19 protein-coding genes are annotated in these 21,260 nt (G+C 71.7%); 9 read left to right on the top strand and 10 right to left on the bottom strand.

Translation table 11 applies throughout. The annotated features are described in order from the left end of the window. The first annotated feature begins 38 nt into the window (after window positions 1-38). The 3 genes from MWU75_RS12770 to MWU75_RS12760 all read left to right on the top strand — a co-directional run bounded on the left by MWU75_RS12770 (window position 39) and on the right by MWU75_RS12760 (window position 1,265). Window positions 39-638: a hypothetical protein gene (locus MWU75_RS12770; RefSeq protein WP_247091279.1), complete on the top strand. Its 600-nt coding sequence runs from the start codon at window positions 39-41 to the stop codon at window positions 636-638. A gap of 107 nt (window positions 639-745) precedes the next feature. Next, complete coding sequence (locus tag MWU75_RS12765) at window positions 746-1,003, top strand: type II toxin-antitoxin system prevent-host-death family antitoxin (protein WP_247091277.1); 258 nt, start codon at window positions 746-748, stop codon at window positions 1,001-1,003. A gap of 4 nt (window positions 1,004-1,007) precedes the next feature. Further along, window positions 1,008-1,265 carry a Txe/YoeB family addiction module toxin gene (locus MWU75_RS12760; RefSeq protein WP_247091275.1) on the top strand — a complete coding sequence of 86 codons (258 nt, stop codon included), beginning with the start codon at window positions 1,008-1,010 and terminating at the stop codon, window positions 1,263-1,265. A gap of 255 nt (window positions 1,266-1,520) precedes the next feature. Here the strand turns inward: MWU75_RS12760 and pyrE are convergent, their stop codons facing one another. Further along, a complete protein-coding gene (pyrE, locus tag MWU75_RS12755) occupies window positions 1,521-2,114 on the bottom strand; it encodes an orotate phosphoribosyltransferase (RefSeq protein ID WP_247091273.1) in 594 nt (197 codons plus the stop codon). On the opposite strand from pyrE, the gene MWU75_RS12750 reads away from it, so the two are divergent. Together MWU75_RS12750 and MWU75_RS12745 are read left to right on the top strand one after the other, a co-directional pair. Continuing rightward, a complete protein-coding gene (locus tag MWU75_RS12750; protein ID WP_247091271.1) occupies window positions 2,113-2,901 on the top strand; it encodes an SDR family NAD(P)-dependent oxidoreductase in 789 nt (262 codons plus the stop codon). The two genes, pyrE and MWU75_RS12750, sit on opposite strands and share 2 nt — an antisense overlap. Window positions 2,902-2,910: 9 nt before the next feature. Then, complete coding sequence (locus tag MWU75_RS12745) at window positions 2,911-3,699, top strand: exodeoxyribonuclease III (RefSeq protein WP_247091268.1); 789 nt, start codon at window positions 2,911-2,913, stop codon at window positions 3,697-3,699. Window positions 3,700-3,822: 123 nt separating this feature from the next. On the opposite strand, the gene MWU75_RS12740 is transcribed toward MWU75_RS12745, so the two are convergent. Continuing rightward, window positions 3,823-4,875: a phosphotransferase gene (locus MWU75_RS12740; protein ID WP_247091266.1), complete on the bottom strand. Its 1,053-nt coding sequence runs from the start codon at window positions 4,873-4,875 to the stop codon at window positions 3,823-3,825. 163 nt (window positions 4,876-5,038) lie between these two features. Between MWU75_RS12740 and MWU75_RS12735 the strand changes: the two genes are divergently transcribed. Together MWU75_RS12735 and MWU75_RS12730 are read left to right on the top strand one after the other, a co-directional pair. After that, window positions 5,039-8,419, top strand: a complete 3,381-nt coding sequence (locus tag MWU75_RS12735; protein ID WP_247091264.1) for a choice-of-anchor J domain-containing protein — start codon at window positions 5,039-5,041, stop codon at window positions 8,417-8,419. Then, window positions 8,416-8,823, top strand: coding sequence for a cell wall-binding repeat-containing protein (locus MWU75_RS12730; RefSeq protein WP_247091262.1), 408 nt, complete (start codon window positions 8,416-8,418; stop codon window positions 8,821-8,823). The genes MWU75_RS12735 and MWU75_RS12730 overlap by 4 nt, the downstream gene beginning before the upstream one ends. A gap of 114 nt (window positions 8,824-8,937) precedes the next feature. On the opposite strand, the gene MWU75_RS12725 is transcribed toward MWU75_RS12730, so the two are convergent. From MWU75_RS12725 to MWU75_RS12705, 5 genes are all read right to left on the bottom strand, one after another. Then, complete coding sequence (locus MWU75_RS12725) at window positions 8,938-9,522, bottom strand: HhH-GPD-type base excision DNA repair protein (protein WP_247091255.1); 585 nt, start codon at window positions 9,520-9,522, stop codon at window positions 8,938-8,940. Between the two features lie 45 nt (window positions 9,523-9,567). Beyond that, window positions 9,568-10,860 carry a D-arabinono-1,4-lactone oxidase gene (locus MWU75_RS12720; RefSeq protein ID WP_247091253.1) on the bottom strand — a complete coding sequence of 431 codons (1,293 nt, stop codon included), beginning with the start codon at window positions 10,858-10,860 and terminating at the stop codon, window positions 9,568-9,570. Further along, a complete protein-coding gene (locus MWU75_RS12715; RefSeq protein WP_247091251.1) occupies window positions 10,857-12,074 on the bottom strand; it encodes an amino acid deaminase/aldolase in 1,218 nt (405 codons plus the stop codon). Before MWU75_RS12715 ends, MWU75_RS12720 begins: the two co-directional genes overlap by 4 nt. A 127-nt stretch (window positions 12,075-12,201) precedes the next feature. Next, window positions 12,202-12,873, bottom strand: coding sequence for a response regulator transcription factor (locus MWU75_RS12710; protein WP_247091249.1), 672 nt, complete (start codon window positions 12,871-12,873; stop codon window positions 12,202-12,204). Next, complete coding sequence (locus MWU75_RS12705; RefSeq protein WP_247091247.1) at window positions 12,870-14,033, bottom strand: histidine kinase; 1,164 nt, start codon at window positions 14,031-14,033, stop codon at window positions 12,870-12,872. Before MWU75_RS12705 ends, MWU75_RS12710 begins: the two co-directional genes overlap by 4 nt. A 162-nt stretch (window positions 14,034-14,195) precedes the next feature. Between MWU75_RS12705 and MWU75_RS12700 the strand changes: the two genes are divergently transcribed. After that, window positions 14,196-14,927 (top strand): hypothetical protein, encoded by a 732-nt coding sequence (locus MWU75_RS12700; protein WP_247091246.1) that lies wholly within the window; start codon window positions 14,196-14,198, stop codon window positions 14,925-14,927. On the opposite strand, the gene MWU75_RS12695 is transcribed toward MWU75_RS12700, so the two are convergent. The 3 genes from MWU75_RS12695 to clpB form a co-directional block, all read right to left on the bottom strand. After that, on the bottom strand, window positions 14,924-16,771 hold the full coding sequence (locus MWU75_RS12695; protein ID WP_247091244.1) for an MFS transporter: 1,848 nt from the start codon (window positions 16,769-16,771) through the stop codon (window positions 14,924-14,926). The two genes, MWU75_RS12700 and MWU75_RS12695, sit on opposite strands and share 4 nt — an antisense overlap. A 28-nt stretch (window positions 16,772-16,799) precedes the next feature. After that, on the bottom strand, window positions 16,800-17,531 hold the full coding sequence (locus tag MWU75_RS12690; protein ID WP_247091242.1) for an LppX_LprAFG lipoprotein: 732 nt from the start codon (window positions 17,529-17,531) through the stop codon (window positions 16,800-16,802). Window positions 17,532-17,772: 241 nt separating this feature from the next. Beyond that, window positions 17,773-20,349, bottom strand: a complete 2,577-nt coding sequence (clpB, locus tag MWU75_RS12685) for an ATP-dependent chaperone ClpB (RefSeq protein WP_247091236.1) — start codon at window positions 20,347-20,349, stop codon at window positions 17,773-17,775. Window positions 20,350-20,685: 336 nt separating this feature from the next. Here clpB and MWU75_RS12680 point away from each other — a divergent pair. Continuing rightward, a partial coding sequence (locus tag MWU75_RS12680; protein ID WP_247091234.1) for a transglycosylase family protein occupies window positions 20,686-21,260 on the top strand: 575 nt, incomplete at its 3' end.

The following is a 21,260-nucleotide window of genomic DNA, read 5'->3' as shown; positions in this document are numbered from 1 at the left end:
GCATAACCGGATGCGCGGAACTGTGGAACTCTGGTGATGTGTCCGGCGTCTCATCCAGAGCCGTCGTCAACCTGGAGCACATGATGCACACTCACGCACTGGCGGGGACGCTTGTCGGTCTTGGCCTCATCCTGACGGCCTGCGCCATCAACTCGGACAGCTCTGCAGGCGATCAACCCGCGAACGAAGCGACTGTTTCTCCTGGCAGTAGCGAGGGCGGCTCGGGCGAGGCAGGTGGCCCCTTGCCAGATGGCGGCGCGGTCTCCTGTGTTGAGTCGTACTCGCCCGAGTCGCTGCAGGATCGTGACTTCGCTTTCGATGGGGTCGTCATCGCGATGGGTCCGTCAGTTTCGGACCGGGCCGATTCGGGTGACCTCGACCTGCCCGGTATCACGTTCGAGGTGCGCGAATGGTTCGCGGGTGGTGACGCAGATGAGGTCACGGTGGACCTCCAGGGCGTCGCCGAAGGGACGGCCGAGGCAGATCTACCCTTCCAGGTCGGCACACGGCTGCTCGTGAGCGGTGAGCCGCGCTGGGGAGGTGCACCGTTGGACTCACCGATCGCCTGGGGTTGTGGGTTCAGCCGCTACTACGACGAGGAAACAGCCACGACGTGGCGGGAGAGCACCCGCGGTTAGCAAGTCACGACCTGCGGCAGATGCGTGCGTTGCCTGCGGCGGCGGACATGGACCCTCTTGGCATCCCACGCTGACAGGCGTACAGTTCTCTGTACAGGAGGGTATGTATGAAGACTATGAGCTACACCGAGTCACGAGCACGTTACGCAGAAGTGCTGGACGGCGTCACCAACGACCGTGAAGAGGTCGTCATCACGCGCGTCGGCCACGAGCCAGTCGTCATCGTCTCCCTGGCGGACTACGAGTCGCTACGTGAGACGGCCTACCTCATGCGCTCACCCGCCAACGCCCGGCGGCTGTTGGACGCCATGCAGCGGCTAGAGGCTGGCCGGGGGCAATCGCACGAGCTGGTCGAGACGGACTGACCGAGTGCTGCTGGTCTGGGACGAGAACGCCTGGGAGGACTACCTTTGGTGGCAGGGGCAGGACCGCAAGGTGCTCAAACGCATCAACTTGCTCCTGAAGGACATCAAGCACAACGGTAACGAGGGCATCGGCAAGCCTGAGGCACTGAAACACGACTTTGCAGGCTACTGGTCTCGCCGCATCACCGACGAGCACCGACTCGTGTACAAGATCGCCGGCGCCGAAATCCGAGTCGCAGCCTGCCGCTACCACTACGGATGAGCACCTATCCGCGGCATGTCCGGTGATCCGCTTGCGCCCCAACCAGGCTGGCACGTGTCCGGAAAATACTCGCTCTCCGCCGCTCGGCGGGGTAGTTCTCGGGCACGTGCTCGCGTGGCTGTGACCCGAGTGGCGGGTGTGGCTGGTGTCGTTAGTTGGCTCGCGCACATCGGCGGTTGAGGTCGACGTCGCACCCCGCGCGAGGAGTGCGACGGTTCTACACAGGGCTGGTCATCTTGTCACGTGCCCGGAGGCTCAGGCCAGGCCCAGGTCGGCCATCGAGAAGGCCGCCCGGTAGTCCAGCCCCTGCTCCCGGATGACCTCCTCGGCGCCGCTGGCCCGGTCGGCGATCACGGCCACGGCGACGACCTCGGCACCGGCGTCCCGGCAGGCCTCGACGGCCGTCACGGGAGAGCCACCCGTCGTCGAGGTGTCCTCGACGACGAGCACGCGCCGACCGGCGATCGAGGGACCCTCGATGCGCTGCTGCAGGCCGTGCGCCTTGCCCTCCTTGCGCACGACGAACGCGTCGAGCCGTCCACCCGACGCAGCCCGGGCGTGCAGCATCGCGGTCGCGACGGGGTCGGCACCCATGGTGAGACCCCCGACGGCGTCGAACTCCAGATCCGCGACCAGGTCGTTCATCACCTGTCCCACCAGCGGGGCGGCCTCCCCGTGGAGGGTGATGCGGCGCAGGTCCACGTAGTAGTCCGCCTCCCGCCCCGAGCTCAGCGTCACCCTCCCGTGGACGATGGCGAGGGTGCGGATCAGGTCAAGGAGTCTGGCGCGCGCGTCGGTCACGGGATCGCAGCCTACCGGGGCGCGCACCTCACCTAAGGTTGCGCACATGGGAACCGCACTCGTCACAGGCGCCTCGGCCGGCCTCGGCCGCGCCTTCGCCACCGAGCTGGCCCGCCGGGGGCACGACCTGGTGCTGGTCGCCCGCGACCAGGGTCGCCTCGAGGAGCTCGCGGAGGAACTGCGGCGGGAGTATGCCGTCACGGCCGAGGTCCTGCCCGCCGACCTGGCCGACCGGGACCAGACCGAGCGGGTGGCCGAGCGGCTGCGGGACGCCGAGCGCCCGGTGGACCTGCTGGTCAACAACGCCGGCTTCGGCCTGAGGCGCAGCTTCAGCCGGGGAGACCTGGCCGACGAGGAGCGGGCCGTGGACGTGATGGTGCGCGCCGTCCTCGTCCTCAGCCACGCGGCCGCCGGCGCCATGCGCACCCGCGGGCGTGGCGGCATACTCAACGTCTCCTCCGTGGCGTCGTTCGCGGTGATGGGCACCTACTCGGCGATCAAGTCCTGGGTGACCGTCTTCACCGAGGCCCTGTCCGTCGAGCTGCAGGGGACCGGGGTCACGGCGACGGCCGTGTGCCCCGGATTCGTGCACACCGAGTTCCACGACCGCGCCCTGATGAACATGTCCGCGCTGCCCGATCCGCTGTGGCTCACTGCCGACCAGGTCGTGACCGGGGCGCTGCGGGACCTCGATGCGGGACGAGCCGTCTCGGTGCCGTCACTCACCTACAAGGCGGTCACCACCGGACTGAAGGTGGTCCCGCGCGGCGCGGTCCGGCGCGTCTCCGGGCTGCTGGCCCAGCGCCGCCGCACGGCCCGCGAACGCGCCTCCTAGGCTGGGCGGATGCGCCTCGCGACCTGGAACGTCAACAGCATCCGCGCCCGGATCGACCGGGTGATGGCCTTCCTGGAGCGGCACGACGTCGACGTGCTCGCGATCCAGGAGACCAAGTGCCGGGACGACCAGTTCCCCTACCTGCTGCTCGAGTCAGCGGGCTACGAGGTGGCGCACGTCGGGCACAGCCAGTGGAACGGTGTGGCGATCGCCTCCCGGGTCGGTCTGGCGGACGTGGAGGCGGGCTTCGACGGGATGCCGGGGTGGGGCGACCCCGTGGACCCCGAGGCGCGGGCGCTGTCCGCCGTGTGCCAGGGCGTCCGGGTCGTCTCGCTCTACGTCCCCAACGGGCGGACGCTGGAGGACCCGCACATGGCCTACAAGCTGGACTGGCTGGGACGGCTGGCGGAGTACACCGCGGGCCGGCTCGCCGCCGCACCCGAGGAGGCGCTGGTCCTGATGGGCGACTGGAACATCGCGCCGCTGGACGAGGACGTCTGGTCGATGGCCTACTACGAGAACAAGACCCACGTCTCGGAGCCTGAGCGGGCCGCGTTCCGGGCCGTCCTCGACGCGGGGCTGACTGACCTGACCCGCGAGCACACGCCGGGCCCCGGCGTCTACACCTACTGGGACTACACCCGGCTGGCCTTCCCCAAACGGCGCGGGATGCGCATCGACTTCGCGCTCGGCTCACCGGCGCTGGCGGAGCGGGTCACGCACGCGTTCATCGACCGCGAGGAGCGCAAGGGCAAGGGCGCCTCCGACCACGCGCCCGTCGTCATCGACCTGGCCTGACCCATTCTCGGGGAGGTTTTGGTCCCTGGGGTGGACACAATCCCACGCAGTAACCCCACCGGACGCTGACTGCGTGCGGTCTTGATGGTTTGAAGGGCCACTGGGATCGCAAACTTTGGACGCCTACTCCAGCACCGCGCTCAGGCGGGCGATCAGCGTGGCGGCGCGCTCGGCATACTCCCGCCCCTCGCCACGCGCGGCCTGGCGGCGGAAGTGCAGCGCCACGAAGAACACCTCGTTGACCAGCCACGCCCGGGACCGTGCGGTGAGGGCCGCGGGATCGGCGCCCGGCCCGGCGGCGGCGCAGTAGGCCGCGACGAACCGCTCCAGCCGGTCGGGACCGAGCCGCAGATACCAGGGGTCCAGCCACACCGCCCCGCCGCTGAACGCCAGGTCCCGCGCGGGGTCGCCGATGTGGGCCCACTCCCAGTCGACATAGCGCGGCACCCCGCCCGACACCAGGATGTTCGGCACCGCCGGGTCACCGTGGACCAGCGCGAACTCCTCGAGCCGCGCGAAGTGCGGCTCGGTCCCGGCGAACAGCCGCTGCACGCGCGGCCACAGCCCGGCGACGTCCGCCGCCGACGCCAGCTCCGGGTGGTGCTCGGTCCACCACTGCCAGTTGGCCTCACCGGACCCCGTCATGCTCAGGGTCGGTTGGAGTCTGTCCGTGGCGGTGACGTCGCCGTGGCCGCCGAACCGCACCGCGTGCAGCCGCGCGAGCTGTCGGGCGTGGGCCGCCAGCAGGTCGTCGGTCCAGGCCGACGCCGGCCGCACCTGGCCGCGCACATGCTCCACGACCATGTATGCCGTGCCCTCCGGCGTGCTGCCAGGTCCGGTCCCGCGGGGGTCGCCAGCCGTGGCCAGGTGGATGGGTCGGGGGCCGATCCCGTCGGGCGCGGCGAGCAGGGCCGCGAACTCCTCGGCCATGGGCCGCGGCAGCTCCTCGGGACGGTGTGGCACCCGGACGACGAGGGCACGGGGACCGGCCGGATCGCGCAGGTCCTGGGCCTCGCGCGAGACGACCAGCCACGCGGCATACGACTCGCCGGTGCCGATCAGGGTCGCGTCCGGCGAGGGCTCGACCGGCACTCCACGGCCGTCGTCGAACCACTCCGGATGCTCTGCGGTCAGGCGGGCGACAGCCGCCGAGCTGGTCAGGTCTGAGTCCGTCATGGACCGCACCCCCTGCAGGCAAAGGTAACGATTTGTCCAGGTTCTCACCACGGCTCGCCAAGGTTGCCTAGGTTGTCAAGTGCATTGGCTGCAGGCCGACACACCCACTGACGGCGGGCGCCGATGATTCATTCAACCACGTTGGGATTGAGGGGTTTACGCAATGAGGCGTTCTGCATACGGCGGGCGGCCAGCACTGGCCGGCATCGCCAGCGCGGCGCTCGTCGTCTCCGGCTTGACCGCCGCGACGGCCACCGCGCAGGATTCGGATGATCGGACTGCCGAGCCGGCACACATCGAGCACCAGGTGCTGACCGAGCTGGCCGACGACGGTACGGCCACGTTCTGGGTGCGTTTTGACGCACGGCCGGACATGAGCCAGTTCACCACCATCACCGACTGGGACGCCCGGGGCGTCGCGGTCTATGACGCCCTGACCAGCACCGCAGACGCCGCGCAGGCCGACGTGCGGGCTGAGCTTGACGCCGACGGTCTGAGCTTCGAGAGCTACTGGGCGACCAACGCCATCCTCGTGGAGGGCGCTGGCGAGAGCGTCGTCAACGACCTCGCCCGAGCTCCTGGCGTCGAGGGCATCTACGCGTCCTTCGACTACGACGCACCGGTGACCCAACCGGCCGAGCCGGGCAACAGCCTCAACGCCGTCGAGTGGGGAGTGCGGGACATCAACGCCGACGACGCCTGGGGGCAGGGTGTCACCGGTGAGGGCATGGTCGTCGCCAACATCGACAGCGGCGTGCAGTGGGACCACCCGGCTCTGATCAACCAGTACCGCGGATGGGACGGCGCGACCGCCGACCACGACTACAACTGGTTCGACGGCACCCCCGACAACGAGCCGGCCCCGTGGGACTGGGATGGCCACGGCACCCACACGATGGGCACCATGGTCGGCGACGACGGCGGCGGCAACCAGATCGGAGTCGCCCCCGGCGCTCAGTGGATCGCCGCCTCCACGGACCTGAGCGACGCGATGATGTTCGCGGCGGGCGAGTGGATGCTTGCCCCGACCGAGGTCGGCGGCGCCAACCCCGACCCGACGATGCGGCCGAACGTGGTCAACAACTCGTGGGGCTCCGAGTTCCCGTCGAACGACCCGTTCATGGAGGACATCATCGAGGCCTGGCACGCGGCCGGGATCTTCAGTGTCTTCTCCAACGGCAACTCGGGCCCGGGTTGCGCGACCTCCGGGTCGCCGGGCAGCCGGACCCTGACCTACTCCGTCGGCAGCTATGACGCCTTCCACGCCATCAGCGGCTTCTCCTCGCGCGGTCCCGGCCAGGACGGCGAGATCAAGCCCAACATCGCCGCCCCGGGTGGCAACGTCCGCTCCTCCTTCCCGGGTGACACCTACGGCACCATCAGCGGCACCTCGATGGCCGCGCCGCACGTGTCCGGGGCGGTCGCCCTGCTCTGGTCGGAGGACGCGACGGCGCTCGGTGACGTGGACGCCACCAGGGCCCTGCTCGACGGCACGGCCATCGACACCGAGGACCTGCAGTGCGGCGGGACCGCCGCGGACAACAACGTCTGGGGCGAGGGTCGTCTCGACGCCTACCAACTAATCTTCGGCGAGGACCCGCCGGTGCCGGGCCCGGCCATCACGGTGGACCCGACCTCGATCGAGGGCAGCCAGGAGCCGGACACGACGACCGAGCACACCCTGACCGTCGGCAACACCGGCACGGAGGACCTGGAGTTCACGATCGCCGAGGAGGCTGGCGCCGCGGCAGGACTGGTGCTCCCCCAGGGCGCGGACCGTTCGCACGCCTCCGGCGAGAGCGCGAGCGGACCGAGCGCACCTGCGGTCGTGGCGCCCGCCGTGGTGCCCACGGTGGCCACGCTGACCGAGGGCTTCGACAACATCAACAACCTCCCGGGTGACGGCTGGGCGATCCAGAACAACAGCGAGCCGGTCGGTGGGACCAGCTGGTTCCAGGGCAGCGCCGCCGAGGTGTTCCCCTCGCACGAGGGGGCGCCGGAGGCATATGTCGGTGCGAACTACAACAACGCGGGTGAAAGTCCGGGCAACATCAGCAACTGGCTGATGACCCCGGAGCTGGACCTGGTCAACGGCGCGGAGCTGTCGTTCTACACACGAACCGTCGCGAACCCGGCCGACTTCGTGGACCGGCTGGAGGTGCGCTTGTCCACCAACGGTGACTCCACGGACGTGGGCACCGGCTATGAGGGTGTGGGCGACTTCGACACGCTGCTGGTGTCGGTCAACCCGGACCTGACCACGACGGGTTATCCGGGTGCGTGGACGGAGTACACCGCGACGATCGAGGGCCTGGAGGCCCAGACCACCGGCCGCATCGCGTTCCACTACTGGGTGCCCGAGGGTGGTCCCTTCGGGAACAACTCCAACTACATCGGCATCGACACCCTCTCCTACGAGGCTGACGTCCCGCCGCCACCGTCGGCGTGCGAGGCGACGGACGTGCCGTGGCTGACCGTGGACCCGGCCAGCGGCACCGTCGCCCCGGACGGGACGCAGGCGGTCACCGTGGGGCTGGACTCCACGGGCCTGGCCGAGGGTGACTACACCGCCAACCTGTGCGTGGAGTCCAACGACCCGGCGAACCCGGTGGTGGACGTGCCGGTGACGTTGACCGTGGCCGATGCCCCGGTGGAGCCGGCGACGGTGCAGCGGGTCTACGGCACCGACCGGTACGCCACCGCGGGTGAGATCGCGGCGCAGTTCCCTGACGGTGTGGGCACGGTGTACATCGCTAACGGGACCGAGTCTGCGGACGGGGCCGATGCGTTGGCTGCGGGTGCGGCCGGTGCGGTCGGGGCGTTGGAGTTCATCCCCGACACCACGCCCGAGGGTGACCCGGCGCCGATCCTGCTGGTCAAGGCCGACCGCATCCCCAACGCCACCTGGGACGCGTTGGCGGCCCTGGCCCCGGCCGAGATCATCATCGTCGGTGGCACCGGCTCGGTGGATGAGCAGGTGGAGGCCGACCTGGCCGCCACCGGCGCCGACGTGCGCCGCATCGCCGGTGAGAACCGGTATGAGACCGCCGCGCTGATCGCGGCCGAGTACACCGCGGTCGACACGGTCTTCGTGGCCACCGGTCAGGGCGACATGGGCACCGGCCTGGCGCTGGCCGACGCGCTGACGGCGGCCTCGGCCGCCGGCAGCCAGGGTGTGCCGGTGGTCCTGACCCGCCAGGGCAGCCTGCCGGAGGCCACGGCCGCGGTGATCACCGACCTGGGCGCGAGCAACATCGTGGTCGTCGGCGGCACCGGCGCGGTCAGCGACGACGTGCTGTCCGAGCTGAACGCGATCGCCCCGACCGAGCGGGTCTACGGGGCCGACCGGTACCAGACCGCGGCCGCGTTGACGGCCGGGTACGGCACCGACGGCGACGTGCTCTACATCGCCTCCGGCGTCAACTTCCCCGACGCGTTGGCCGGGTCCTCCCTGACCGGTTCGCAGCAGGCACCGCTGCTGCTGACCAAGCAGGGCCATCTGCCGGCCGCGACCGCCGAAGAGATCCTGNCACGGCCGCGGTGATCACCGACCTGGGCGCGAGCAACATCGTGGTCGTCGGCGGCACCGGCGCGGTCAGCGACGACGTGCTGTCCGAGCTGAACGCGATCGCCCCGACCGAGCGGGTCTACGGGGCCGACCGGTACCAGACCGCGGCCGCGCTCACGGCCGGGTACGGCACCGACGGCGACGTGCTCTACATCGCCTCCGGCGTCAACTTCCCCGACGCGTTGGCCGGGTCCTCCCTGACCGGTTCGCAGCAGGCACCGCTGCTGCTGACCAAGCAGGGCCACCTGCCGGCCGCGACCGCCGAGGAGATCCTGCGACTCTCCCCGCAGGGCATCACCATCTTCGGTGGCGAGGTCGCCGTCAACGCCGAGGTCGAAGCCGCCCTCCAGGCACTGCTGGACCAGACCTCCACCGACTAACCACCGGTCAGGACTAGTCCCGCAACCCATCCCCCACAACACAACGGCCCCCACCGGCACCCAACCGGTGGGGGCCGTTGCTGCGCCCCAACTCGAGCGACCCGTTAGCCGTTCCTACTGCGTAGCGGCGGCCTTGGCGGCCGCCTTCTTCTCCTTCTTGTAGGCGCGGACCTGCGCCAGGCTGTCGGCGTCGACCACGTCGGCGATCGACATGTGGACGCCCTCCCTGCCGTAGTCACCGGCAGCCTCGCGCCAGCCCGGGGTGGACAGCCCCCGCTGCTTGCCCAGCAGGGCCAGGAAGATCCTGGCCTTCTGGTCGCCGAAGCCCGGCAGCGCCTTCAGCCGCTTCAGGATGGTCGCCCCGTCCGGGTGGCCGAACGCCCAGATCGAGCCGGTGTCCCCGTGGTACTCACGGACGATCGCCGAGGCCAGGTCATGGACCCGCTGGCCCATCGACTTCGGGAAGCGGTGGACAGCCGGCGGGGTGGCGCACACGGCGATGAACTCGTCGGGGTCCATGGCGGCGATCTGCCCGGGGTCGCACGCGCCGAGGCGCTCCTCGAGCTTGCGCGGCCCGGAGAAGGCCACCTCCATCGGGATCTGCTGGTCCAGCAGCATGCCGGTCAGCAGCGCGAACGGGTTCTCGGACAGCAGGCGGTCCGCCTCGGGGTCGCCGGTCAGGTGCAGTTCACGACTCATGCCCCGATCTTCGCACGCAGGCGCAAGGGGCGAGACGGGACGGCCTCACGCACCGAGCACCCGCTCCAGGTAGGGGTTGGCGAACCGTCGGTCGGGGTCCAGCTCGTCCCGCAACACCAGGAAGTCGGCGAACCGCGGGTACGCCCCGGCCAGGTCCGCGGCGGTCCGGGTGTGCAGCTTGCCCCAGTGCGGACGGCCGTCGTGGTCCCGCAGCAGCGCCTCGACCTCGGTGAGGTAGTCGTCCTCGGCGTCCCGCCAGTAGCGGTGCACCGCGACATACCCGCTGTCCCGCTCGTGGGCGGTGGACAGCCACCGGTCGTCGGCGGCCGCCACCCGGAACTCCAGCGGGAAGGAGACCCGCCAGCGGCGTCGTTCGATCAGGGCACCCACTTCCCGGGCGACCTGGGGCAGTATGCCGGCGGGCACGGCATACTCCATCTCCCGGAAGCGGACCGACCGGCGGGTGGTGAAGACCGCGGTGGCGACGTCGGTGAAGGTGCGGTTGCCGGTGAGCCGCTCCGCGGCCCGGTTGACGGTCGGCGTCAGCCCGGGGAGGCGGGAGCAGGCGCGGCAGGTGAGCTCGAAGAGCCCGTTGGCCAGCAGGTCGTCGTCCAGCCTGCGGCGCCAGCCGGGCAGCGGGCGGGTGGGCGCCCCGAGGGGCAGGCGGGTGTTGGTCTTGGTCAGCGCGGTGGCGGTGTGCGGGAACCAGTAGAACTCGACGTGGTCGTGGGCCCGGATCCGCTCCGCCCAGCTGTCGAGGACCTGCTCCAGCGGCTCCGGACGCTCGACCGCCTGCAGCTGGAAGGCGGGGACGCACTGCAGGGTGAGCTCGGTCAGGACCCCGAGTGCCCCCAGACCGAGGGCGACCGCCGGCAGCCACTTGTGGCTCGCGTCCACGACATGCACCTCGCCCCAGCCGTCGACGAACCGCGCGCCGACGACCTGTGTCGCGAGGCCACCGAAGGTCAGGCCGGTGCCGTGCGTGCCGGTCGAGACCGCACCGCTGATCGTCTGCTGGTCGATGTCGCCGAGGTTGGGCATCGCCAGGCCGTGCGGGGCAAGCAGCGCGGGAACGGCGTGGAGCGGGGTGCCGGCGCGCAGCGTGACCCGATCGGTGGCGTGGTCGACACCCACGAGACCGGTGAGTCCGGACAGGTCGAGCTGCACGCCGGGGGCGACCGCGATCCCGGAGAAGCTGTGGCCGGACCCGACGGCCTTGACGGGCAGTCCGTCGGCGGCGGCCTGCTCGATCGCCGTGGCCACGTGCGCCTCGGTGGCCGGGCGGAGCACGCGGACCGGCTGGGCCGACTCGGTGCGGCCCCAGTTGCGCCAGCTCATCCGAACGCCTTCGCCTCGCCGCGGTAGGTCGGCCACCGGTCCACGACGCGGTCGCCGTCGACGACGTGCAGGACGTCGACCCGCTCGCACAGCTCCCCCGCCTTGGCGTGCCGGAACCAGACCCGGTCACCCACGCCGAGACCGGCGGCGCCGGGTCCGGTGAGTGGACTCTGGACCTCCCCGGCGGCCTCGGACCCGAGGTAGTGCAGCCCCTCGGGCCAGGCGATCGTCGGCAACCGGTCGGGCCCGGGCGGCCCGGAGGCGACCCAGCCCGCACCGCCCACGGTGACCGTGCCCGGGGCCGGGACCCGCACCACGTCGAGCGCGAACGATGCTGCGGGCGCCGGCTGGAAGGCCTGGTAGGCGTCGAAGAGGCCCGGGCCGAAGAGCCCGCTGCCCGCGGCCACCTCGGTGATCGAGGAGTCGGTCGTGGTGCGCTCCAGCGAGCCGGTCCCGCCTCCGTTGACGAACTCGAGGGCAGCGACCTCACGGACCGCGGCGACAGCGGCCCCGCGACGCTCGGGAAGCTCCCGCCACGACCTGTCCTGCAGGCGGCGGACCACGGCGGTCCGGGCCTTGGCGGCGGGCGTGCTCCCCGCCACGGACTGGTTGCCGAGCCCGGCGATCTGCGCCTCGTAGGACATCATCCCGACGAGGCGGAACCCGGGTCGCCGGGCGATCACCTCGGCGGCCCGGCGCGCGTCGTCCGCGGTGCGCAGCGGAGACCGGCGCACGCCGACCCAGAGCCCGGGCAGGGCCAGCGAGGCGTCGAGCTCCAGGCAGAGCCGGACGCACTCCCGACGACCGGGGGAGGCGACCGCGTCGACCACGTCGAGCTGGGCGGGGTCGTCCACCATCAGCGTGATGGCTGCGGCCGCCGCGGGGTCGTGCACCAGCTCGGCCAGCGCGGTCCGGTCGACGGTCGGGTAGGCGACGACGACGTCGTCGGTCACGGCCTCCCGGACCAGCCACAGAGCCTCGGGGAGGGAGTAGGCCAGCACCCCGGCATACTCCCGCCGGGCCAGCACCTCGGTGAGGACGCGGCGGCAGCGCACCGACTTGCTGGCGACCCGGATCGGGGTGCCGGCGGCGCGGGTGGCCAGGTCGTCGGCGTTGGACCGCAGGGCGCCGAGGTCGAGCACGGCCAGGGGTGTGTCGAGGTGGGCGGTGGCACGGCTCAGCCGTGGCCAGTCGGCCGTGGGTGTCCAGGTCATGGGCTCTCGGGGGTCGAGGAGTCGGGCGCGGTGGGGACCGCGGCGACGCTGGTCAGCCGGCGCACGCGCTCACCCACGGGCCACATGAAAGCACGGCTTCGTGCGGCGACCGCTATCCACCGGGCCGTCAGGAGCCGGGGCGCACCAGCCCGGACTCGTAGGCGAGGACCACCGCGTGGACCCGGTCCCGGACCGCCAGCTTGGTGTAGATGCGGGCGAGATGGGTCTTGATCGTCGTCTCCGCGAGGAACAGGGTGGCGCCGATCTCCGCGTTCGACCGGCCTCGGGCCACCTCGCGCAGCACGTCCACCTCACGCTCGGTGAGGTCCGTGAGCTGCTCGGGCACCCCGGTCACGGGAGCAGGGCTCTGGACGTAGGCCTCGATGAGGAGCCTGGTCACCGACGGCGACAGCATCGCGTCCCCGCTCACGGCGCTGCGGACCGCCGCGACGAGCTGCTCGGGTGAGATGTCCTTGAGCAGGAAGCCCACGGCACCGGCCCGGAGCGCGCCGTAGACGAACTCGTCGCCGTCGAAGGTGGTGAGTACCACGATCTTCGGCGGGTGCGCGGATGCCATCAGGCGCTCGGTGGCGGCGAGTCCGTCCATGCGTGGCATCCGGATGTCCATGAGCACGAGGTCCGGCCGCAGCCGCGTCGCTAGGTCGACGGCCTCGGCGCCGTCGCCGGCCTCCCCCGTGACCTCGATGTCCGGCAGCCTGGAGAGGATCGAGGAGAAGCCGGCCCGGACGAGCGCCTGGTCGTCCGCCAGCAGGACGCGGATCGGCCGGTCGACGCTCACCGCGCCGGCTCCGTCGGGATCGCGGCCCGCACGACGAAGCCGGTGGCCTCCTGGCCCGCCTGGAAGCTGCCGCCGTACATGGCCACTCGTTCCCGGAGACCGATGAGGCCGTGGCCGCCTCCCACCGAGGCCCCGGGTGCGGTGGGTGCCACCGGCCCGTGGTCGCGCACCTCGACGGCCAGGGGCTCGGCGCTGACGTGCACCTCGACCCGGGTGCCGCCGCCATGGCGCAGCGCGTTGGTCAGTGCCTCCTGCACGATCCGGTAGACGGCGAGCTCCCGTCCGGGATCGGACCCGCTCGGGGACTCCAGGCGGAGGTCGACCGTCAGGCCCGAGCCCCGCATGGACTCCACGAGGTCGGGCAGCTGTGCCAGTCCTGGCGATGGGGCGGTCCCGTCGGCGTGCTGGCTGGGGCTGCGCAGCAGCGAGACCGTGCGGCGCAGTTCAGTGAGCACCTCACGGCCGATGGTCTCGACGGCGAGGAGCGAGTCGCGCGCCGAGTCCACGTCGTCCTCCAGGTCCATCCGCGCCGCCCCGGTCTGCACGACCATCACGCTGACGCCGTGCGCCACGACGTCGTGCATCTCGCGGGCGATGCGGGTGCGTTCCTCGAGCAGGACCTGCCGGGAGTGTGCCTCGCGCTGCTGCTCCAGCTCGAGCAGCGCCGCGTCGAGCGCCTCCCGCTGGTGCGTCAGCCGGGCGATCACCCGACCGGCCCCCCAGGCTGCTCCGAAGCACACGACACCGAAGATCACGTCGTCGGCCCCCCGGAACTCTGGCACGTGGATGCAAGAGGTCAGCAGGCACACCATCGCCAGCAGCAGGGCCCACCACGACCGGCGTGGGTGCCCGTGGCGTCCGGCCGTGTAGAGCAGGATCGCGATCGGCACCGCGGACCCCCAGAACCCGAGGCTGTGCGCGATCCACGGGTTGGGCAGCGTGTGGGCGCCGATGGCGACCAGGGCGGACGCGGTCGGCCAACGGCGGCGGACCGCCAGGGGCAGCGTGGTGAACAGCTGGATGACGAGGCTCAGCCAGAGCGGACCGCCGCGGTAGCCGTCCTCGGTCGGCGCGACCAGCATCACCACCCCGACCACGGTGAGGACGAGCGCGACCACGGCGTCCACGACCTGCTGCCGCAGCGTCACCGGGGCTCTCATGCAGGAAACCTACTGCTCATCTCCGGGCCGCGGCATCGTCCTGGCGGAGTCCGTTGATCATCCCGCAGCACGATGCGCCGGATATGTCACGGTCGATCCGCCACGGAGGTCGATGCCTCCACGCTAAGGCCTCCAGCACCGACACACCCGAGGAGATCTCCGATGACCGACACCCAGACCAGTCCCGCCCTGGCGCCCCCGACGCCCTCGAGGCCGCACGTGCCCGGTCTCCGGGTCACGGCGGTGACGCTGGCCGGAGCGGGGATCGCCCTGGCCGCCGGCGAGCAACTCATCGGCGACCTCGACCAGGCCGATGACGTGGCGCTGATCGCTGCCGGTGGCGATCGACTCGCCGCTGGCGGACTCACCCAACTGCTCGCCGCGGTCCTGCTGTGCTTCGCCGCTGCGGGACTCGGGCGCATCGTGTGGCCGAGCATCACCGGGCGCATCGGCTGGGTGCTCCTGATGGTTGCCGTCCCGTGCGCCGGGGCCTTCGCCGCGTTCCACCTGATCCTCCTGGAGACCGGTGCGCCCGGGCTCGACCCGGCCGCCATGCAGCAGTTCGTCGTCGAGCGCTTCCAGGGTCCCGGTCCGTGGGGTGTGCCGATCGGACTGTTCACCCTCCTCGGCCCGCTCGCGCTGCTCCTCGTGCTGATCGCCCTGGTCCGAGTGCGCACCGCCTCGCTGGCCGCCCCCGCGGTCTTCCTGGTCGGTGCGGTCCTCGACCAGGTGCCCGCGGGCGGTGCGCTCGAGCTCGTCGCCCTGTGGTTGGTCGCCCTCGGCCTTGTCCTGGGCGCGGTCGGCCTGTGGCGGGGTGCGCGCTCAGGGCTAGCGGAGCGGCCCGCCACCCCGCGGCAGTATGACGTCCGGCGGCGTCGAGGGGCCTGCGGTTAGGGCTTGTGCTGGCTGAGTGACTCCGGGTCGGGCGCGTCCGAGTCCGGCACGTCCCGGTCCGGCGAGTCCGGGATGTCGACGTCCAGGTCGGCCGCGTCGGGGTCCAGGTCGGCTGCGGTGCTGTGCCGCACCCGGTGGTGCCCGAGGAGCAGGGCGATGCCTGCGGCTGCGAGGGTCGCGAGGGCGGCACCGGCGAAGACCGTCTGCACCTGGACGACCGCCGCGTCGAGCAGGGCGTCGGAGTCCGTCGGGTCCGGCAGGGCGTTGACCGCCTCCTGGAACCGGCGGAGGCCGACGGCAGTGAGCAGCGCGAGACCCACGACCATGCCCACCATCCGGGCCACCACGACCAGGGAGCTCACCGTGCCGTGAGTGGTGTGGCTGGATTCGGCCAGGGCGGCGTCGTTGACCGGGGCGATCGCCAGGCCGATGCCGAAGCCGGCCACGACCAGCAGCATCGTGGCTAGACCCGGCTCGTCCAGGGCCCCGCGGGTCCAGCCGGACATCCCCCACAGCACCGCGGCCGTCATCGCCAGGCCGGGGGCGGCGACCAGGCCGGGGCCCAGCGCCTTGAGCAGCAGGCCGCCGAGCACCGCCCCGACGGGCACGGCCACGAGGAACTGGACCAGCACGAAGGCGGCCTCGGTCTCGGTGGTCCCCTCGGTGAGCCGCGCCAGCAGCGGGACGTCGACGACGATGGCCACGATCGCGGTGCCGACCAGCAGGCTGACGACGAGGGCCGGAATGACCCGGCCGTGCACGACCCCCCGGGCGATCAGCGGGTTGGCAGCGGTCCGCTGCCGGACCGCGAAGGCCACCAGAGCCAGAGCCCCGATCGGCAGCAGCCACAGGCCCCACGGACCGAGCACCTCCTTGGCGGGGTCGGCCGAGGAGAAGGTCAGCACGAGCGCTCCCAGCGCGACCGCGATGAACAGCGCACCGAGGACGTCGGCCCGCACGAGGGTGGGCAGCCAACGAGCAGCGCTGAGCAGCGCGAGCAGCATCAGGGCCACGACCGCGACCAGCCCGATGGGCGTCAGCACACGGGAGGTCGACTCGCCGATCGGCACGAACGGCCCGCCCCACGCGACCGAGGTGGTCAGGGAGGTCGGCGCGATGAGTGCGAGCGACCCCGCGGCGACGGCCACCAGGGCGACCACGACGGCGAGGCCGGTGACCAGCCGGTTGCGCCGCGGCTGGGGCTCGGCGGTGCCCCGGGTGCCGGGCGATTCGTAGTCCGGGTCGTCGGCGTCCTCCTCCAGCCCGGCCGGGCGGATCAGCCACACGGCGACGAAGAACACCACACCCAGCACGGCGTTCAGCCAGAAGATTCCGCGCCAGTCGCTGACCAGCAGGATCGCCGCACCCAGCAGCGGTCCCAGGACAGAGCCGAGCTCCTGCACCGCACCGACCACCCCCAGCGGCGTCCCGCGGCGGCCGGGCGGCCACAGGTCGGCCACGATCGCCAGGGTCGCGGGCACGAGCCCGCCGCCCCCGAGGCCCTGCAGGAAGCGACCGCCGATCATCACCGGCAGCTCGACCGCGATCCCGGTGATGAGCGAGCCGACGACGAAGACGGCCAGGCAGGCCAGCAGGATCTTGCGGCGCGGGACGAGGTCGGCCAGCCGTCCGATCAGCGGCAGCACCGCGATATAGCCGAGCAGGAACCCGGAGATGATGGGGGTGCCCTTCTGCAGGGACTCGATCCCGAGCCCCGCCCCGGCCATCATGTCGGTCAGAGCCAGCACCACGACATACGTGTCGGCGGCGGCCAGGGCGACCGCCACGGAGGCGACGCTCAGCAGCGACCTGGCCCCCCGCGCCTGCCCGGTCTCCCCGGTCACGGCGCCGGTGCCCGACTGCGCCCCCACGTCAGGGGGCGGTGACCGTGACCGGCTCGCCGTACTCGTCGAGCGTCACGGTGTAGGTCGCGTCGTCCGGCGGGTAGAACGGCCCGGTGATCTGCACCGTGCGGACCTCCCAGCTCTCCTCGATGAGGCCGTACTCGACGGTGAAGTCGACGGTCTCGTCGCCGACGCCCAGCAGGTCCTTGACCGCCTGCCCGGGCACGGTGCCGGTGATCTCCTGGGTGACCTCGGCGCCGACGCGGGTCTGCTCGCCGAACTCCGCCGAGTCGGTGAGCAGGAGCAGCCCGGCCAGGCCGTCGTCGATGTCGAACAGCCGTGCCGGGTCGGGGACGTTGAGGTCCTCGGGCGTGGTGGAGATGAAGCCCGGGGAGAACGGGAGTTTGACGAAGAGCTGGTCGTCGACCGCGATCGTCGGCACGTCGGCCTGCACCCCCGCGACCTTGGCGGTGATGGTGCCGTCGAAGGCCGGCGGCTCCATCGTCCCGGCCCCGACGGCCTTGATGATGATCGCGCTGTCCGGCAGGTCGACGCCCTCGAGCTCGAGGCTCACGCTGCCCGCCTCGGAGAGGGTGGCGTGCGCCTGTGCGAGCCGGTCGGCGGCGGTGGCCTCGGTCGTGGTGGCCTCGTCCCCGTCGGGCTCGTCACCGTCGCCGCTGCACGCGGAGAGCGTGAGTGCGGCCACAGCCGCGAGCGCGATCGGCAGAGTGGACCGCCTCGTGTGCCGGTTGATCCTCATCGGTCCCCTCCGTGCTGCTCGCGGATGTGTCTTCGACAGTATGCCGCCACTCGCCTGCGCCACCGACCGGGCGCGCGGCGCTGCATCCCACCGATCCGTCCGGGCGCGCGACGCTGCATCCCACCGATCCGTCCGGGCCCACGGGGTTCGGAAGCAGCGCCCGCCCGACGTCTTGGGTAGCGCCGGCGGCCAGAGCCCGGCGCGCTCGGTCACCGTGGAGGCGGCAGCCCGGCGCGCCCGGTCAGGTGAGGGTGATGCCCTCGCCGTCCTCGGCAACGTCGACCGTAACGGTGCTGCCGTCGGCGACCTCACCGGCCAGCAGCCCACGCGCCAGGCGGTCGCCGATCTCGGTCTGGACGAGCCGGCGCAGGGGCCGGGCACCGTAGGCCGGGTCGTAGCCGCGCTCGGCCAGCCACTCGCTGGCCGCGTCGGTCACCTCGAGCGTGATCCGACGGTCGGCCAGACGCCGCGCCAGGTGCTCCACCTGGAGGCCGACGATCGTGGCCAGCTCCTCGCGGCTCAGCGGGTCGAAGATCACGACCTCGTCGAGGCGGTTGAGGAACTCCGGCTTGAACGCGGTGCGCACGGTGGCCATCACCTGCTCGCGCTTGGTGTCCTGGTCGGTCGTCGGGTCGACCAGGAACTGGCTGCCCAGGTTGGAGGTCATCACCAGCAGCACGTTGCGGAAGTCGACCGTGCGGCCCTGGCCGTCGGTGAGCCGACCGTCGTCCAGCACCTGCAGCAGGATGTCGAAGGTCTCCGGGTGAGCCTTCTCCACCTCGTCGAGCAGCACGACGGAGTAGGGCCGGCGGCGCACCGCCTCGGTCAGCTGACCGCCCTCCTCATAGCCCACATACCCCGGGGGCGCCCCGACCAGGCGGGCCACCGAGTGGCGCTCGGAGTACTCGCTCATGTCGATGCGCACCATGGCGCGCTCGTCGTCGAACAGGAAGTCCGCCAGGGCCTTGGCCAGCTCGGTCTTGCCGACGCCGGTCGGGCCGAGGAACAGGAACGAGCCGGTCGGACGGTCGGGGTCGGCGACCCCGGCCCGGGACCGTCGCACCGCGTCGGAGACCGCGCGGACCGCGGTGTGCTGTCCGATCAGCCGCTGCCCCAGGACGTCCTCCATCCGGAGCAGCTTCTCGGTCTCCCCCTCAAGCAGGCGCCCGGCGGGGATGCCGGTCCACATCGAGATGACGTCGGCGATGTCGTCCGCACCCACCTCGTCCTTGACCATGGGGTTCTCCCCCGTGGCGCCGGCCGTCGAGCCGGAGGCCTCGGCCTCCTGGGCCTGACCGAGCTCCTGCTCCGCCGCGGGGATCTCGCCGTACAGCAGCCGCGAGGCCGCCTCGTAGTCCCCCTCGCGCTGCAGCCGGTCGGCCTGCGTGCGCAGGTCGTCCAGGCGCGCCTTGAGCTCACCGACCCGGTTGAGACCGGACTTCTCCGACTCCCACCGGGCGGTCAGGGCCGCCAGCTCGTCCTTCTTGTCGGCCAGGTCGTCCCGCAGCCGCGCCAGCCGCTCGGCAGCGCCCGCGTCGGACTCGGCGGCACGGTCCAGGTGCAGCTCCTCCATCGTCAGCCGGTCGACGGCGCGCTGCAGCTCGTCGATCTCGACCGGGCTGGAGTCGATCTCCATCCGCAGCCGGCTCGCGGACTCGTCCACGAGGTCGATCGCCTTGTCGGGCAGCTGACGACCGGTGATGTAGCGGTCCGACAGGGCCGCCGCAGCCACCAGCGCCGAGTCGGCGATGGCGACCTTGTGGTGCGCCTCGTACCGCTCCTTCAGCCCACGCAGGATGGCGATGGTGTCCTCGACACTGGGCTCCCCGACATACACCTGCTGGAAGCGGCGCTCCAGCGCCGGGTCCTTCTCGATGTGCTCGCGGTACTCATCCAGCGTGGTCGCGCCGACCAGCCGCAGCTCGCCGCGCGCCAGCAGCGGCTTGAGCATGTTGCCGGCGTCCATCGAGCCCTCGGCGGCACCGGCGCCGACGACGGTGTGCAGCTCGTCGATGAAGGTGACGATCCGGCCGTCGCTGGCGGTGATCTCGTTGAGCACGGCCTTGAGCCGCTCCTCGAACTCGCCGCGGTACTTCGCGCCCGCCACCATCGCCCCCAGGTCCAGGGAGATCAGCCGCTTGTCACGCAGTGACTCGGGCACGTCACCGGCCACGATCCGCTGCGCGAGACCCTCGACGACGGCGGTCTTGCCGACGCCGGGCTCACCGATCAGCACCGGGTTGTTCTTGGTGCGCCGGGACAGCACCTGCACGACCCGGCGGATCTCGCTGTCGCGACCGATGACCGGGTCGAGCTTGCCGTCGCGGGCCAGCCCGGTCAGGTCGGTGCCGTACTTCTCGAGCGCGTCGTAGGTCGCCTCCGGGTCCTGGCTGTCGACCTTGGCGCCCCCGCGCAGGGCCGGGATGCGCTCGCGCAGCGCCGCGGCGTCCAGCCCGAACCGCGACTCGCCGGCGAGCGCGAGGAGCAGGTGGTCGGTGGAGACGAAGGTGTCCCCCATCGCCTGCATCTCCTGCTGCGCAGCGGTCAGTATGCCGTGCAGCTGGCGGGAGGCCTGCGGCGTCCCGACCGTGGCACCCGAGGCGGAGGGCAGCCCGACCAGCACGGTGTCGGCGGCCTGGACGGCGCTGGCCGCCGAGGAGCCGACCGCGTCCAGCAGCGGACCGGTCGTGGTGTCGGTCTGCTGCGCGAGCGCGCGCAGCAGGTGGGCCGGCTCCACGTGCGGGTGTCCCGCGGTGGCCGCCTCACGGACAGCCGTGGACAGGGCCTCCTGGGCCTTGGTCGTCAACTGCAGATCCATCGTCGTGCTGTCCCCTTCCTGGACGTCCCTCATCGCGCCGGGTCGGCGTCTTCCTCCTGCTACACAGTGGTCAACCTGACCAAAGTTGAGTCTATTCCGCTCAACCTTGAGCCGTCGTCCAGCAGCGTGACAGCGGTCGCACGACCCCAGTGTGGCAGTCGCCGACTGGCCTGATATAGGAGGGACTGGTTAGTCTGACCCCTGTTGCGCGCTCTTGCCCCGACGCACCGACGCGTCCGCGCACACTTCTGACCCGACCTCACCCCGCCCCGGGCGTGAGAGCCAGACGGCAGTATGGCGTGTCCGCGCCGGGTCGTCTGCGCGAAGGAGAGAGCCATGACCACCTACCACCCCAAGCACGCCCGCGGCCCCGTGACCGGCCGCCTCACCAAGCGGCTCGCCGGCGCCACCACGCTTGCCGTCGCGGCAGCCGGTCTGGTTGTCGTGCCGGCCCAGGCGGCCTACACCCCGGAGGTGTGGGACCGCGTCGCCCAGTGCGAGTCCGGCGGCGACTGGGACATCAACACCGGCAACGGCTTCTACGGAGGCCTGCAGTTCTGGCACCCGACCTGGAAGTCCTTCGGCGGCCAGGAGTATGCCGGGTACGCCCACCAGGCCTCCAAGGCGGAGCAGATCGCGATCGCCCGCCGGGTGCTGCACACCCAGGGCCCCGGCGCCTGGCCGGTCTGCTCGGTCCGGGCCGGCCTCACCCGTGACAACGGCGGCGCCGACCCCAACGCCCAGCCCGGCGACGGCGGGCAGGACGAGCCGGGCGAGGTCACCCGCTACGTCTCCGCGACCACCGCCGCCAACGTGCGCTCCGGCCCCGGCCTGGGCTACTCCATCGTCGGCTCCAAGGCCCGCGGCACGCAGGTCACCGGCACCCTGACCAACGGCTGGCTCAAGATCGC

The sequence above is a fragment of the Ornithinimicrobium sp. F0845 genome, from assembly GCF_023015765.1.
Classification (GTDB): Bacteria; Actinomycetota; Actinomycetes; order Actinomycetales; family Dermatophilaceae; genus Ornithinicoccus.
Note: the sequence above shows the minus strand (reverse complement) of the source record. Positions and strands in the feature narration are given on the sequence as shown.

Excerpts from the sequence above, each read along its gene's own strand:
- MWU75_RS12690 (WP_247091242.1), bottom strand. The coding sequence starts at position 17,531 with ATGAGGATCAACCGGCACACGAGGCGGTCCACTCTGCCGATCGCGCTC.
- MWU75_RS12750 (WP_247091271.1), top strand. The coding sequence starts at position 2,113 with ATGGGAACCGCACTCGTCACAGGCGCCTCGGCCGGCCTCGGCCGCGCC.
- MWU75_RS12715 (WP_247091251.1), bottom strand. The coding sequence starts at position 12,074 with ATGACCTGGACACCCACGGCCGACTGGCCACGGCTGAGCCGTGCCACC.
- MWU75_RS12725 (WP_247091255.1), bottom strand. The coding sequence starts at position 9,522 with ATGAGTCGTGAACTGCACCTGACCGGCGACCCCGAGGCGGACCGCCTG.
- MWU75_RS12700 (WP_247091246.1), top strand. The coding sequence starts at position 14,196 with ATGACCGACACCCAGACCAGTCCCGCCCTGGCGCCCCCGACGCCCTCG.
- MWU75_RS12705 (WP_247091247.1), bottom strand. The coding sequence starts at position 14,033 with ATGAGAGCCCCGGTGACGCTGCGGCAGCAGGTCGTGGACGCCGTGGTC.
- MWU75_RS12745 (WP_247091268.1), top strand. The coding sequence starts at position 2,911 with ATGCGCCTCGCGACCTGGAACGTCAACAGCATCCGCGCCCGGATCGAC.
- MWU75_RS12740 (WP_247091266.1), bottom strand. The coding sequence starts at position 4,875 with ATGACGGACTCAGACCTGACCAGCTCGGCGGCTGTCGCCCGCCTGACC.
- MWU75_RS12765 (WP_247091277.1), top strand. The coding sequence starts at position 746 with ATGAAGACTATGAGCTACACCGAGTCACGAGCACGTTACGCAGAAGTG.
- MWU75_RS12720 (WP_247091253.1), bottom strand. The coding sequence starts at position 10,860 with ATGAGCTGGCGCAACTGGGGCCGCACCGAGTCGGCCCAGCCGGTCCGC.
- clpB (WP_247091236.1), bottom strand. The coding sequence starts at position 20,349 with ATGGATCTGCAGTTGACGACCAAGGCCCAGGAGGCCCTGTCCACGGCT.
- pyrE (WP_247091273.1), bottom strand. The coding sequence starts at position 2,114 with ATGTGCGCAACCTTAGGTGAGGTGCGCGCCCCGGTAGGCTGCGATCCC.